13 protein-coding genes and 1 pseudogene are annotated in these 12,840 nt (G+C 71.2%); 11 read left to right on the forward strand and 3 right to left on the reverse strand.

Translation table 11 applies throughout. From position 1 onward, the window contains the following. Positions 1-422 (reverse strand): annotated as a pseudogene (locus QMF80_RS18655) (hypothetical protein); the annotation flags it as partial. Positions 423-671: 249 nt separating this feature from the next. Between QMF80_RS18655 and purN the strand changes: the two are divergent. Together purN and purH are read left to right on the forward strand one after the other, a co-directional pair. Further along, positions 672-1,271, forward strand: a complete 600-nt coding sequence (gene purN, locus QMF80_RS18660; protein WP_283454724.1) for a phosphoribosylglycinamide formyltransferase — start codon at positions 672-674, stop codon at positions 1,269-1,271. Then, the gene (gene purH / locus QMF80_RS18665; protein WP_502962879.1) at positions 1,268-2,884 is read left to right on the forward strand and encodes a bifunctional phosphoribosylaminoimidazolecarboxamide formyltransferase/IMP cyclohydrolase; all 1,617 of its coding nucleotides are present in this window, start codon (positions 1,268-1,270) and stop codon (positions 2,882-2,884) included. Before purN ends, purH begins: the two co-directional genes overlap by 4 nt. An 82-nt stretch (positions 2,885-2,966) precedes the next feature. On the opposite strand, the gene QMF80_RS18670 is transcribed toward purH, so the two are convergent. Next, positions 2,967-3,566 (reverse strand): hypothetical protein, encoded by a 600-nt coding sequence (locus QMF80_RS18670; RefSeq protein WP_283454727.1) that lies wholly within the window; start codon positions 3,564-3,566, stop codon positions 2,967-2,969. A 266-nt stretch (positions 3,567-3,832) separates the two neighbouring features. Here QMF80_RS18670 and QMF80_RS18675 point away from each other — a divergent pair, with 266 nt between their 5' ends. Together QMF80_RS18675 and QMF80_RS18680 are read left to right on the forward strand one after the other, a co-directional pair. Beyond that, on the forward strand, positions 3,833-4,702 hold the full coding sequence (locus tag QMF80_RS18675; RefSeq protein WP_283454729.1) for a bifunctional methylenetetrahydrofolate dehydrogenase/methenyltetrahydrofolate cyclohydrolase: 870 nt from the start codon (positions 3,833-3,835) through the stop codon (positions 4,700-4,702). Continuing rightward, a complete protein-coding gene (locus tag QMF80_RS18680) occupies positions 4,699-5,244 on the forward strand; it encodes a DUF3017 domain-containing protein (protein WP_349372219.1) in 546 nt (181 codons plus the stop codon). The genes QMF80_RS18675 and QMF80_RS18680 overlap by 4 nt, the downstream gene beginning before the upstream one ends. A gap of 15 nt (positions 5,245-5,259) precedes the next feature. On the opposite strand, the gene QMF80_RS18685 is transcribed toward QMF80_RS18680, so the two are convergent. After that, entirely contained in the window at positions 5,260-6,165 is a 906-nt protein-coding gene (locus tag QMF80_RS18685; protein WP_283454732.1) for a LysR family transcriptional regulator, read from the reverse strand. Positions 6,166-6,236: 71 nt separating this feature from the next. Between QMF80_RS18685 and QMF80_RS18690 the strand changes: the two genes are divergently transcribed. The 7 genes from QMF80_RS18690 to QMF80_RS18720 all read left to right on the forward strand — a co-directional run bounded on the left by QMF80_RS18690 (position 6,237) and on the right by QMF80_RS18720 (position 12,767). Further along, positions 6,237-6,839: a short chain dehydrogenase gene (locus QMF80_RS18690; RefSeq protein ID WP_283454734.1), complete on the forward strand. Its 603-nt coding sequence runs from the start codon at positions 6,237-6,239 to the stop codon at positions 6,837-6,839. Positions 6,840-7,011: 172 nt separating this feature from the next. Further along, positions 7,012-7,809: an aspartate/glutamate racemase family protein gene (locus tag QMF80_RS18695; protein ID WP_283454736.1), complete on the forward strand. Its 798-nt coding sequence runs from the start codon at positions 7,012-7,014 to the stop codon at positions 7,807-7,809. Next, a complete protein-coding gene (locus tag QMF80_RS18700; RefSeq protein ID WP_283454738.1) occupies positions 7,809-8,855 on the forward strand; it encodes a DMT family transporter in 1,047 nt (348 codons plus the stop codon). The genes QMF80_RS18695 and QMF80_RS18700 overlap by 1 nt, the downstream gene beginning before the upstream one ends. Before the next feature lie 83 nt (positions 8,856-8,938). Continuing rightward, complete coding sequence (locus QMF80_RS18705; RefSeq protein ID WP_283454739.1) at positions 8,939-9,919, forward strand: iron-containing redox enzyme family protein; 981 nt, start codon at positions 8,939-8,941, stop codon at positions 9,917-9,919. Positions 9,920-9,971: 52 nt separating this feature from the next. Beyond that, positions 9,972-11,024 (forward strand): fatty acid desaturase family protein, encoded by a 1,053-nt coding sequence (locus tag QMF80_RS18710; protein WP_283454741.1) that lies wholly within the window; start codon positions 9,972-9,974, stop codon positions 11,022-11,024. Further along, on the forward strand, positions 11,021-11,446 hold the full coding sequence (locus QMF80_RS18715; RefSeq protein ID WP_283454744.1) for a hypothetical protein: 426 nt from the start codon (positions 11,021-11,023) through the stop codon (positions 11,444-11,446). Before QMF80_RS18710 ends, QMF80_RS18715 begins: the two co-directional genes overlap by 4 nt. 331 nt (positions 11,447-11,777) lie before the next feature. After that, positions 11,778-12,767 carry a malate dehydrogenase gene (locus QMF80_RS18720; RefSeq protein WP_283454746.1) on the forward strand — a complete coding sequence of 330 codons (990 nt, stop codon included), beginning with the start codon at positions 11,778-11,780 and terminating at the stop codon, positions 12,765-12,767. Positions 12,768-12,840 lie beyond the last annotated feature (73 nt).

Genomic DNA, 12,840 nt, shown 5'->3' on the forward strand with positions numbered 1-12,840 from the left:
GAGGGGGCCGGAGTGGCGGCCCGCTCGCCGGGGGTGGGGGACTTGTCGGCGGCCGGGGCCGGGCGGGGGCGGAGGGCGCTCACGCCCCAGTACACCGCGAGCGCGCCCAGCAGCAGCCCCGCCGACGGGATCCCGAAGACCCCGAGGAAGAAGCCCCACATGCCCGCGAGCAGCGCGTACCGCGCCCGGCGCTGGATCGGGTCGGTGGGGTCCCAGCGGGCCGGGCCGCCCCCGAGGCCGCCGGGTCCGTTGTCACCGCCGCCCTCGCGGTCGCGGCGCTCCTGCTCGTCCGCGCCGTCTCTCGGCTGCCAGGGCTGGTCGGGCCGCCCCTCCGGGGGAGCCGCGAAGGGGTTGTCCGTCGGGGGAGTGTTCTCGGGCGCGGACGGCGGAGTGGGAGAGGAGGGCTGACGGCTGTCCGGCATCGGGTGCGTTTCTTCCCCTGAGTGGTGTGGTGGGTGGTGTGCGAATGGCGGTGAATGGCTTGTATGCCTGACGCTACCTGCCGGTCGTCCCCCCGTCCCTCGGGGGCCGTCCCGTGTGCCGGTATCGTTGCAGGCGGTCGGCGGCTTCGTATGGTCCCCCGTATATCGGGGTGCCCGGTTTTCGTATGACCGTACAAAGGCACAACGCGGCACGCAGGCCGCACGGATTCCGCTAGAAAGGGCCTCCCCATGGCCGCCTCCCGCCTGGTCGTGCTGGTTTCCGGCTCCGGCACCAATCTCCAGGCCCTGCTCGACGCCGACGACCTCGGCGCCGAGGTCGTCGCCGTGGGGGCCGACCGCGAGAACATCGTGGGCCTGGAGCGGGCCGAGAAGGCCGGTATCCCCACCTTCGTGTGCCCGGTCAAGGGGTACGCCACGCGTGCGGAGTGGGACGCCGCGCTCACCGGGGCCACCGCCGCCTACGAGCCGGACCTCGTCATCTCCGCCGGGTTCATGAAGATCGTGGGCGAGCGGTTCATCGACCGCTTCGGCGGCCGGTTCATCAACACCCACCCCGCCCTGCTGCCCGCCTTCCCCGGCGCGCACGGCGTGCGGGACGCCCTCGCGTACGGCGCGAAGGTCACCGGCTGCACGGTCCACTTCGTGGACTCCGGCGTGGACACCGGCCCGGTCATCGCCCAGGGTGTGGTCGGCATCCGGGACGAGGACGACGAAGCCGCTCTGCACGAGCGCATCAAGGAAGTCGAGCGCACGCTGCTCGTCGACGTCGTGGGGCGCCTGGCCCGGCACGGCTACCGCATTGAGGGACGAAAGGTAACAATCCAGTGACCGCCGTAGAGACCGCAGACAGCAACGACCCCGTGACGCCCGTGACGACCCGGCGGCCGATCCGGCGCGCGCTCGTCAGCGTCTACGACAAGACGGGACTGGAAGAGCTGGCCCGCGGCCTGCACGAGGCGGGCGTCACGCTCGTCTCCACGGGCTCCACCGCCTCGAAGATCGCCGCGGCCGGTGTGCCCGTCACCAAGGTCGAGGAGCTGACCGGCTTCCCCGAGTGCCTGGACGGCCGGGTCAAGACCCTGCACCCCCGCGTGCACGCGGGCATCCTCGCCGACCTCCGCCTTGAGGACCACCGGCGCCAGCTGGCCGAGTTGGGCGTCGAGCCCTTCGACCTGGTGATCGTCAACCTCTATCCCTTCCGCGAGACCGTCGCCTCCGGCGCGAGCCCCGACGAGTGCGTGGAGCAGATCGACATCGGCGGCCCCTCGATGGTCCGCGCCGCCGCCAAGAACCACCCGTCGGTCTCCGTCGTCACCAGCCCCGCGCGCTACGCCGACGTGCTGGCCGCCGTCCAGGCGGGCGGTTTCGACCTGACCGCGCGCAAGCGGCTGGCGGCCGAGGCCTTCCAGCACACCGCCGCCTACGACGTCGCCGTGGCCTCCTGGTTCACGAATGCGTACGCTCCGGAAGAGGGCTCCGTACTCCCCGAGTTCCTGGCCGGCGCCTGGGACCGCAAGGCGAGCCTGCGCTACGGCGAGAACCCGCACCAGGCCGCCGCGCTCTACACGGACGGCCAGCCGGGCGGACTCGCCAATGCCGAGCAGCTGCACGGCAAGGAGATGTCCTTCAACAACTACGTGGACACCGAGGCCGCCCGCCGGGCCGCCTTCGACCACGAAGAGCCCTGCGTCGCGATCATCAAGCACGCCAACCCGTGCGGCATCGCGGTCGGCGCGGACGTCGCCGAGGCGCACCGCAAGGCCCACGCCTGCGACCCGCTGTCGGCCTTCGGCGGGGTCATCGCCGTCAACCGCCCGGTGACCGTCGCGCTCGCCGAGCAGGTCGCGGAGATCTTCACCGAGGTCATCGCCGCTCCGGCGTACGAGGACGGCGCGCTGGAGGTCCTCGCCAAGAAGAAGAACATCCGCGTCCTGAAGGTGGACGGCGACCCGCACCAGCCGGGCGACCTCAAGCCGATCAGCGGCGGCGTGCTGCTCCAGCAGAGCGACACGTTCGGAAAGGGGAGGGGCCAGGCCGAGGGCGACGACCCGGCGAACTGGACGCTCGCCACCGGTGACGCCCTCTCGGAGAGCGAGCTGGCGGAGCTGGCCTTCGCGTGGAAGGCCTGCCGGGCCGTCAAGTCCAACGCGATCCTGCTGGCCAAGGACAGCGCCTCGGTCGGCGTGGGCATGGGTCAGGTCAACCGCGTGGACTCGGCGAAGCTCGCCGTCGAGCGGGCGGGCGCCGAGCGCGCGCGGGGCTCGTACGCCGCCTCGGACGCGTTCTTCCCGTTCCCGGACGGGCTGGAGATCCTGACCGCCGCGGGCATCAAGGCCGTGGCGCAGCCGGGCGGTTCGGTCCGTGACGAGCAGGTCGTCGAGGCCGCGCGCGCCGCGGGCGTCACGATGTACTTCACCGGGACCCGCCACTTCTTCCACTGACCGTCCCGGTCCCGCGTACGGCGAAGGCCGCGTCCCGCAGCGAATGCGGGGCGCGGCCTTCGCCGTCGTACGGGGGAACGCGTCAGACGTGCTTGGGGCGGTTGAACCAGGCCGCGCCGTCGGCCTTCGCCACGAAGACGATGATCAGGATCGCCAGGATGGTGTGCACCAGACCGATCAGGATGAACGGGTAGATGCCGAGCAGCGCCGTGATCGAGCCGAAGACGATCGCGGTGATCCGGACGCCGTTGCCGCCCTTGCCGAACTTCGCGCCGAGGACGATCGCGAAGACGCCCCAGAGCAGGATTGCGACGGCGAAGCCGTACAGCGCGCCGGTCGGGAAGTCCTTGAGCGCGTCGAACTGGCTGTCGGCCTGCACCGAGGGGTCGTTCTTGGCCTTGTCGATGGCGCCGCCCGCGATGGCGAAGATGACCGCGCCGATGACCTGGAGCGCGCCGATCACGAACAGCATGACGCGGGCGCCGGAGACACCGCCCGGCATCGTCATCGGGGCGCCCGAGTAACCACCGGGGTACGCCGGGGCGCCGCCCTGCGGGTAGCCGTAGCCGCCCTGCGGGGGAACGCCCTGCGGGGCCTGCTGCGGGTAGCCGTAGCCGGGCTGGCCGCCCTGCGGGGCCGGCTGCTGCTGGCCGTAGGGGTTGTTCGGGTCGCCGAAGCTCATCTTGGGGTGTTCCTCCGTTGGAGTGCGGGGACGCGTGGTCAGCACGGAGGAACTCTTGCGAATGCGGTCCGCCCCCCCGGCACTGCCCGCGGCACTAGTGCCGTCATCGTGGCTGGATCCGCAGCGGATTGTCCAGTCCATTGGCCGCGAACAAGGTCACTTGTTGTGCAAGTGCAATGAACCGCGCGCGTCGGCGGGCGCCTTGGGCTGACCCGCGAGTGGACGCGAGTGGAACCGGGGGCGCTCCATCCGGGAGGATGGGCGGCATGACCGCCCAGATTCTCGATGGCAAGGCCACCGCATCCGCGATCAAGTCCGCCCTGACCGCCCGCGTGGCGGACCTCACCGCGGGGGGTGTCACCCCCGGCCTCGGCACCCTGCTGGTCGGTGACGACCCGGGGAGCCGCTGGTACGTCAACGGCAAGCACAAGGACTGCGCCGAGGTCGGCATCGCCTCGATCCAGCGCGAACTGCCCGCGACGGCCTCGCAGGAGGACATCGAAGCGGTGGTCCGCGAACTCAACGACAACCCCGAGTGCACGGGGTACATCGTCCAACTGCCGCTCCCCAAGGGCATCGACACCAACCGCGTGCTGGAGCTGATGGATCCGGCGAAGGACGCCGACGGGCTGCACCCGATGTCGCTCGGGCGGCTGGTGCTGAACGAGCCGGGTCCGCTGCCGTGCACCCCGTACGGGATCGTCGAGCTGCTCCGCCACCACGGGGTCGAGATCAACGGCGCGCACGTCGTGGTCCTCGGCCGCGGCATCACCGTCGGCCGGTCCATCGGGCTGCTGCTGACCCGCAAGTCGGAGAACGCGACCGTGACGCTGTGCCACACCGGTACGCGCGACCTCCCGGCCCTGCTGCGGCAGGCGGACATCATCGTGGCCGCGGCGGGTGTGCCGCACCTGGTCAAGCCCGAGGACGTGAAGCCGGGCGCGGCCGTGCTGGACGTCGGGGTCAGCCGGGACGAGCACGGGAAGATCGTCGGGGACGTGCACCCCGGGGTCGCCGAGGTGGCGGGCTGGCTGTCGCCGAACCCCGGCGGCGTCGGCCCGATGACGCGGGCGCAGCTGCTGGTGAACGTGGTGGAGGCGGCGGAACGGCTCGCCGCGGCCGCGGATACCCCGTGAGCGCGCCGGACCCGAAGGCTCCGGCTCCCGGCCCGGACCCGGACCCGAAGGCCGCCGCCCCGGCCCCGAAGGGGGCTCCCGCCCCGGCTCCGGAGAAAGCCCCGGCCGCGGAGAGGGCCACCGTTGCGGAGAAGGCCCCGGAGAAGGCCAGGGCCGAGGCGTCCCGGCGGCCGCCCACCGTCACCCTGGACACCGCCCGGCCCGAGGGCGGTGGGCGGGCGGCGCCCGGCGGCGCGCCCGCGCCCGCCCGCCAGTGGCCGATGCTCAGCGTGCTCGGGGCCACCGGCGCCGGGCTGCTGCTGACCGCCCTCGACTACGCCCGGGTCGGCTGCCTGTTCATGGGGGTGGCCCTGATCGCCGCCGCGGTGATGCGGCGGGTGCTGCCGTCCGTGGGGATGCTCGCGGTGCGGTCCCGGTTCACGGACATGGTGACCTACGGCCTCCTCGGCGTCGTGATCATCCTGCTGGCCCTGGTCACGGAGCCCAAGCCGTGGCTGGAGGTCCCGTTCCTGCGGGACGCCGTACGATTCACCGTCCGCTGACCCCGCGCCTGCGGTTCACGGTCCGCTGACCCCGGGGGCGCCGAGCGCCGCCAGTGCGGCCAGGGTCGCCGCGATGGCGGGCTGGGCCTTGGCGCCCGTACGGACCAGGGCCTCCACGGTGCGGCCGCGGCCCGGCAGCGTGAGGATCACGGTGCCGGGCGGCGGGCTGCCGCACAGCAGCTTCGGCAGGATCGTCACCGCGTGCCCGGTGGCCACCAGCCACAGCGCCCCGCGCAGGTCCCCGCAGTCGTGCTCGATCCGCGGGGTGAACCCGGCGTTGCGGCAGGCGTGCAGCAGCATTTCGCGGCAGCTGCTCGGCGGCGGCGCCGAGATCCAGGCCCGGTCGCGCAGGGCCGCGAGCCCGTGCCGCTCCACGTCGGCGCGCAGGGCCTCCGGGAAGGCCAGGCACAGCGGGTCGTCGAACAGCGGCACCGAGGTGGTGCCGCTCGCGGGCGGTTCGCCGAGCAGGTGGTAGTGGTACGAGACGGCCAGGTCCAGCTCCCGGAGCCGCAGGCGCGGTACGGCGTCCTCCGGTTCGGCCTGGATGATCCGGGGCCGCAGCAGCGGGTGGCGCCGGGCCAGTTCCGCGACGAGCGGGGCCGCGACCGGACCCAGCGCGCTCGGGGCGCAGCCGATGCTCAACTCCCCGCTGAGGTCGTCGTCGAGCGCCCGTACCGCCCCTTCGGCCCGCTCCAGCGCGGCCAGTACGTGTTCGCACTCGGCCGCGAGGGCCGCTCCGGCGGCGGTGAGCCGCAGCCCGCGCCCCTCGCGCCGCATGAGGGAGGCGCCCGCCTCGGTCTCCAGGGCGCGCAGTTGCTGCGACACGGCCGACGGGGTGACGCCGTGCAGATCGGCGACCGCGGTCACCTTTCCGTGTTGTGCCAGGTCACGAAGGATCACCATGCGCTTCACATCAAGCATGAGTTCATCTTAACGATGGTTGAAGCCTGAGTAGCTGGACTTCACGGTATCTCCCGCGCCATCCTCGGACCATGAAGATTCTGCTGATCGGCGCGAACGGAACCCTCGGACGAGCGGTTCACACGGCTCTGCGGGAGCGCGGCCACGAGGTCGTCACCGCTTCCCGCAAGGACTCGGACCTCTTCGTCGACATCACCGACCCCGAATCGATCCGCTCCCTGTACGAGCAGGCGGGCCCCGTGGACGCGGTGGCGAGCGCCGCGGGCAGTGTTCCGTGGAAGCCCATCGGCGAGCTGGCCACCCAGGACATCCGCGACGGCCTCGAAGGCAAGGCCGTCAGCCAGGTCGAGCTGGTCCTCCAGGGCCTGGAGCGGCTGCCCGAGCACGGCTCGTACACCCTGATCACCGGCATCCTGGCCCGCGAGTTCCTGCTCACCGGCTCGGTCGCCTCCCTCGCCAACGGCGCCGTCGAGGCCTTCGTCCGCGCGGCCGCGATCGAACTGCCGGGCCGCCAGCGGATCAACGCCGTCAGCCCGACCGTCTTCGAGGAGTCCCTCGACATCTACGGGGACGCGTTCGCCGGGTTCGACGCCGTACCGGTCGCCCGGGCCGCGGCCGCCTACGTGAAGTCGATCGAGGGCCACCAGACGGGCCAGGTCTTCCGCGTCGAGTAGGCGTCGGGCGACCACGCCGCGCCGCGCCGGTTAACACCGCAAAGCGTACGCATTCGTTACGTCAATAACCGCACTGCGTAAAGCCGAACCATGACCGTACCTTCCGCGCCCCGCCCGCGGAATGCACAGTCGGTAGGTATCTCTGGAATTTTCCGGATTACGGAGGGCAGTAATGAACGCAACGGATGAAGGCTCGGAAAGCAGCACCGCTCCCCGAGTTCTGAAGATCGGACTGGTCGGGGGTCTGAGTTTCCCTTCGACGATCACGTACTACTACCGGATCAACCGCGAGATAAACAGCCGCCTCGGCCTCGCGCATTCCCCCCGCATCGCCCTGGAGAGCCTGGATTTCCAGCCGATGGTGGAGGCGATCGCGGCCCGGGACGGCGACTCGGTCGCCGGTCAGATCGCCGGAGCCGCGCGCCGCCTGGAGGCCGGGGGCGCCGACTTCTTCGCGATCTGCTGCAACACCGTCCACGAGTACGCCGACCTGGTCACCGCGCAGACCGACCTCCCGCTCATCAACATCTGCAAGGTGACCGCGGCGGAGACCGCCCGCCGCGGCTTCACCAGGATCGGCCTGCTCGGCTCCGCCTTCTCGATGGAAGAGTCGTTCTACCGCGACGAGTTCACCGCCCGGGGCATCGAGGTCGTCACCCCGGAGGCGGACGACCGGGCGTTCATGCAGTACTCCATCGAGCGCGAACTGTGCACCGGCACCATCTCGCAGGCCACCCGCGACCGCTTCCTGCGGATCTCCAACGACGTCCTCGCCAAGGGCGCGCAGGCGCTCGTCCTGGCCTGCACGGAGGTGCCGCTGGTGGTGCGCCCGGAGGACTTCGACGCCCCGGTCATCGACACCGTCCACGTGCACACCGAGGCCATCGTGGAGTACGCCCTCGCCCACGCCGGGGCGGCCCAGCCGGTCCCCGCCGCCGAGGCGGCCACCGCGGGCGCCGGGCGGTCGTGATGCGCGCCGTCCACGTCAAGATGACGGTCGCGACGGTCCTCCTCGGCTCGTACCTCGTCGCGAGCAAGCTGATCCTGCGCGAGGTGCCGGTCTTCACCGCCACTTTCGTCCGCCTGGTCAGCGCGGTCCTGGTGCTCGCCGTGTACGTACGGCTGCGGCCCCCGGCGCCGGGCGGCCGGACCCGGCCGGGGCGCCGCGACAGCGCGGTGCTCTTCGCGCAGACGCTGCTCGGGGTGTTCCTCTTCAGCGTGTTCGCCATGTACGGGGTGAAGTTCACCGGGGCCATCGAGGCGGGCGTCCTGCTCGGCATGGTGCCGATCTCGATCAGCCTGGTCGCCATCGTCTTCCTCGGCGAACGGCTCGGCGGGCGGCGCGGCCTGGGGATCGCCCTGGCCGTGCTCGGCGCCGTCAGCATCAACGTGATGAGCGGCGGCGGCCGCACGGCGGGCGCGCACGCGGCGCTCGGCGTGCTGCTGCTGGTCTGCTCGGTGCTGTGCGAGGCGGTCTTCGTGACCTTCGGCAAGCTCCTCAGAACGCCCATCGCGCCCGCCCGGCTCTCGCTCATCATCTCGACGGCCGGGGCGCTGATGTTCCTGGTGCCCGCGGGCGTCGAGTCGCACTGGGGGGCGGCCCTGGCCGGGGTCTCCTGGCGGACGTGGGCGCTGATGGTCTACACCGGGGTGGCGATCAACGGGATCGCCGTCGTGCTCATGTACGACAGCCTCGACAGTCTGGACACCACCGTGGTGGCGGCCTTCACGGCGCTCACCCCGGTCAGCGGCGCCGTGCTGTCCGTCCTGCTGCTCGGTGAGCGGCTGCACGCCTATCACCTGGTCGGCATGGCGCTGGTGATCGGCGGGGTCTTCGTCGTGGCGAAGGAGAAACCCGCGGAAAGCAAAGGATCAGCGGACCCCGGAGATCCTGAAGGGCGCGGAGATCCAAAAGGGCGCGGAGAAACCGGCGAACACGAAGATCCAGAAGGGTCCGGAGAGCCCGGAGAACCCGTGAGAAGCCATCCCGCGTATTCCGGCAATGCGGTTAGCTGAACCTTGAGGCCCCTTCTCCGCCGTGTCCCGGACACGGCAGAGTCTCAGTCAGGACGAGACTCTCACGAAGGGAATCGGTACCAATGGCCACTGCCCTTGCTGCCCCTCGCATTACCTCCGCGACCGGATCCGCGCTTTCTTTCGACCAGGACCTCGCGACCGACCTGGCGAAGGCGTTCCCGGCATCCGGAACACATGACCGGGAGGTGCGGCTGAAGCTCTTCAAACGACTCCACGCCCATTACGTCGCCTACATGGCCGGGCCCGAGGACTTCGCCTCGATCCCCCGGCTGAACGGCGACCCGGGCATCACGGCGATCGAGGACGCCTGGCTGTCCTGGGAGGACGGCCAGGTGGACCTCGCCTCGCTGCCGCAGACGGGCCAGGAGTTCCGCAGCTGGTTCCTGACCACCGCGGACCAGCACACCCAGCCCGAGTTCTGCTCGTACCTCGCCGACGAGGCCGACCTCAACGAGATCGCCCTCTTCTTCATGGGTGAGGAACTCGTCGACAGCAAGTTCGACGACCTGATGGCCATGGTGCAGATCGGCACCCAGGGCCCCACCAAGCTCACCATCGCCGAGAACTACTGGGACGAGATGGGCGAGGGGAACATCGAGCACATCCACACCCGGATGTTCGAGCACTCCGCCCAGTACATGCGCACCCACCTGGCGAAGTCGGGCGTCGACTACTCCAACCTCCAGTTCCCCGAGGCGTACGAGAACGCCTCGCTGCTCCTCCAGTACGGCATCCACCGCCACCTCAACCCCCGCGCCCTCGGCGCGATGGGCGTCCTGGAGCAGAGCGCCTCGCCGCGCTTCCAGGCCATGGTCGACGGCTGCCGCCGCCTGAGCGTCCCCGAGGACGTCATCGACTACCAGCGGATCCACGTCCACGTGGACGCCGATCACGGCGCCGAATGGTTCGAGGGGGTCTTCGTACCGCTCGTCGACCGCTCTCCCGGACTCCTGCGGGAGATCTCCCTCGGCGTACTGACGCGGGTGCGGGTGGCCAACGGCTACTACACGCGCATCTGGGACGCCATGAAGGAACTCCGCTAGCAGCCAGGGCCGGACAGGCCGGACAGGGAAACGCCGAGAACGGGTGGAATCGATGCCGATCGCAGAAATACCCCGGAAGCCGCAGCTCCTGTACGCGAGGGCCCGCGTGACCGGGCACGACCAGACCATCTTCATCATCAAACTGTGCGTCGCCGCGGCCCTCGTCACGGCCGGGGCGCTGCTCACCGCGCAGGACGGACTGCTGCCGTCGGCGGCGGGCGTGGTCCTGCTCGCCGCGGTCTACACGCACATGGTGGAACTCCAGCACCAGTCCCTGCACCACACCGCCTTCACCTCAGCCAAACCGCACCGGATCACCGGGATCCCGCTCGGGCTGCCGCTGCTCGTGTCGTACACCCACTACCGGGTGCGCCACCTCCAGCACCACAAGCAGCTCGGTACCCCGCAGGACTCGGAGTTCTTCGGCTTCGACACCAGGGCCCCCCTCACCTGGGGGATGCTGGCGCGCGGCGCCTTCGACTACGGTCGGCTGTACCTCATCGGCCGCGAGATCGTCCGCAGCTGCCGGGGCACCTGGGAGTACGACGCCGGGGACATCTCCGACCGCAGGCGCGCCGAGATCACCACCGAGTACCGGTGGATGGCGCTGCTGCCCGTCGCCGCGGTCGCCCTGGCGATCGCCGGGTACGGCGGTCCGGTGCTGGAACTGTGGGTGCTGCCGCTGCTCGTCGCCGCGCCGATGCACTTCCTGCTGGAGCTGCCGGAGCACATCCTGTGCGACACCGAGACCACGGACGTGCTGCGCAACACCCGCTCCATCACCGGGAGCTGGTTCAGCACCTGGTACACCAACGGAAACAACCTGCACGTCGAGCACCACGCCGCGATGACCGTGTCCATCAACCGGCTGCGGGCCCGGCACGGCGAGGTGACCTCGCTGGCGAAGTACGTCGACCGCAGCTACCCGTCGTTCTTCCTGGCGGTGGCGCGGGAGGCGACCCGCAACTCCCGGCGCTCGCCGGAGGCGGTGGCCGAGCAGGCCGAGGCGGCCCGGGCGGTCCGTACGCCCGCACCGGTCGCCACGCCCGGCCCGTCCCCGGTGTCCGTCGGGGCCCCGCGCCGCGACCGGGAGTGGTCGGAGTGAACCGGCGGCCCGTCCAGGTGCAGGGTCCCGCGATCCATTTGGCCGCAGCGGTCTCCGCCCAGGGCATCCCCGGTCTGATCAGCGCTTCCTTCATCGGCAGCCAGATCCGCCTGGAGGTCCCCGAGGCCGAGTTCAGCGTCCGGGTCGGCGCGCCCGGACCGGCCGGGCTGCCGTTGCGGATCGAAGCGGTGTTCCGGGAGTTGTGCCAGGCCCCGCGGGCGGGCGGCACCTGGTGGGACGCCTGGGACCTCACGGTGGCCTCGCCGGACGGGGACACCGCCTGGCCGGGCGGCTGCGGAGCGCGGCGGGCCGCGGCGGCCGAGCGGATCGGGCAGGCGCTCGCGGAGGAGATCGCGGTGGCCCGCGGCAAGTTCGCGGACCTGCTGGCGGACGCCCGGGCCCAGGGACGGGTCGCCGCCTGACACGACCGCCTGACACGACCGCCTGACACGACCGCCCGACACGACCGCCCGGCGCGGACCGCCGGCGAGGCCCGCCTGACACGGGCCGCCGAGCACGAGCCGCACGACACGGGCCGCACGGTCCGACCGGGGGCGCTGGACGGGGAAACCCGCCCGGCGCCCCCGTTCATGTGCCACGGACCACACGGACCCGGCGCATGGGCCGCTCCCGGGTCGGATAGCCTGACGGGCGGATGTCTCTTCACGTCAAGATTCACTGCGGATATGGAGCGGCGTCCTCCAGCACATGGGGCAGGGACGCCCCACCGCCAGCTGTCTAACGGAGAAGGCCATGACCCGCACTCCCGTGAATGTCACCGTCACCGGCGCCGCCGGCCAGATCGGTTACGCCCTGCTCTTCCGCATCGCGTCCGGTCACCTGCTCGGCCCGGACGTGCCGGTCAACCTTCGTCTCCTGGAGATCCCGCAGGGCCTCAAGGCCGCCGAGGGCACCGCCATGGAGCTCGACGACTGCGCCTTCCCGCTGCTGCGCGGCATCGAGATCACCGATGACGCCAACAAGGCCTTCGACGGCGCGAACGTCGCCCTCCTGGTCGGCGCCCGCCCCCGCACCAAGGGCATGGAGCGCGGCGACCTGCTCGCGGCCAACGGCGGCATCTTCAAGCCCCAGGGCAAGGCCATCAACGACAACGCCGCGGACGACATCAAGGTCCTCGTCGTCGGCAACCCGGCCAACACCAACGCGCTCATCGCGCAGGCCGCGGCCCCGGACGTACCGGCCGAGCGCTTCACCGCGATGACCCGCCTCGACCACAACCGCGCGATCTCGCAGCTGGCCGCCAAGACCGGTGCCGCCGTCTCCGACATCAAGCGGCTGACCATCTGGGGCAACCACTCGGCCACCCAGTACCCGGACGTCTTCCACGCGGAGATCGCGGGCAAGAACGCCGCCGAGCTGATCGCCGACCAGGCCTGGCTCGCCGACGACTTCATCCCGACCGTCGCCAAGCGCGGCGCCGCGATCATCGAGGCCCGCGGCGCGTCCTCGGCCGCCTCGGCCGCCAACGCCGCCATCGACCACGTGTACACGTGGGTCAACGGCACCGCCGAGGGCGACTGGACCTCCATGGGCATCCCCTCGGACGGCTCCTACGGCGTCCCGCAGGGCATCATCTCGTCCTTCCCGGTCACCACGAAGAACGGGACCTACGAGATCGTCCAGGGCCTGGACATCAACGAGTTCTCCCGCACCCGCATCGACGCCTCCGTGGCCGAGCTGGTCGAGGAGCGCGACGCGGTCCGCGAACTGGGCCTCATCTAGCAGTCGCAGCAGTACGCAGCAGTACGCAGCAGTACGCAGGAGCAGCAGTCAGCACCACCGAGCGCCCCGGCCA

Source organism: Streptomyces sp. G-G2, from assembly GCF_030063135.1.
GTDB lineage: Bacteria > Actinomycetota > Actinomycetes > Streptomycetales > Streptomycetaceae > Streptomyces.

What these genes read in the sequence shown, in the direction of transcription:
- purN (WP_283454724.1), top strand. Translation starts at nt 672, where the DNA reads ATGGCCGCCTCCCGCCTGGTCGTGCTGGTTTCCGGCTCCGGCACCAAT.
- QMF80_RS18670 (WP_283454727.1), bottom strand. Translation starts at nt 3,566, where the DNA reads ATGAGCTTCGGCGACCCGAACAACCCCTACGGCCAGCAGCAGCCGGCC.
- QMF80_RS18675 (WP_283454729.1), top strand. Translation starts at nt 3,833, where the DNA reads ATGACCGCCCAGATTCTCGATGGCAAGGCCACCGCATCCGCGATCAAG.
- QMF80_RS18685 (WP_283454732.1), bottom strand. Translation starts at nt 6,165, where the DNA reads ATGCTTGATGTGAAGCGCATGGTGATCCTTCGTGACCTGGCACAACAC.
- QMF80_RS18690 (WP_283454734.1), top strand. Translation starts at nt 6,237, where the DNA reads ATGAAGATTCTGCTGATCGGCGCGAACGGAACCCTCGGACGAGCGGTT.
- QMF80_RS18695 (WP_283454736.1), top strand. Translation starts at nt 7,012, where the DNA reads ATGAACGCAACGGATGAAGGCTCGGAAAGCAGCACCGCTCCCCGAGTT.
- QMF80_RS18700 (WP_283454738.1), top strand. Translation starts at nt 7,809, where the DNA reads ATGCGCGCCGTCCACGTCAAGATGACGGTCGCGACGGTCCTCCTCGGC.
- QMF80_RS18705 (WP_283454739.1), top strand. Translation starts at nt 8,939, where the DNA reads ATGGCCACTGCCCTTGCTGCCCCTCGCATTACCTCCGCGACCGGATCC.
- QMF80_RS18710 (WP_283454741.1), top strand. Translation starts at nt 9,972, where the DNA reads ATGCCGATCGCAGAAATACCCCGGAAGCCGCAGCTCCTGTACGCGAGG.
- QMF80_RS18720 (WP_283454746.1), top strand. Translation starts at nt 11,778, where the DNA reads ATGACCCGCACTCCCGTGAATGTCACCGTCACCGGCGCCGCCGGCCAG.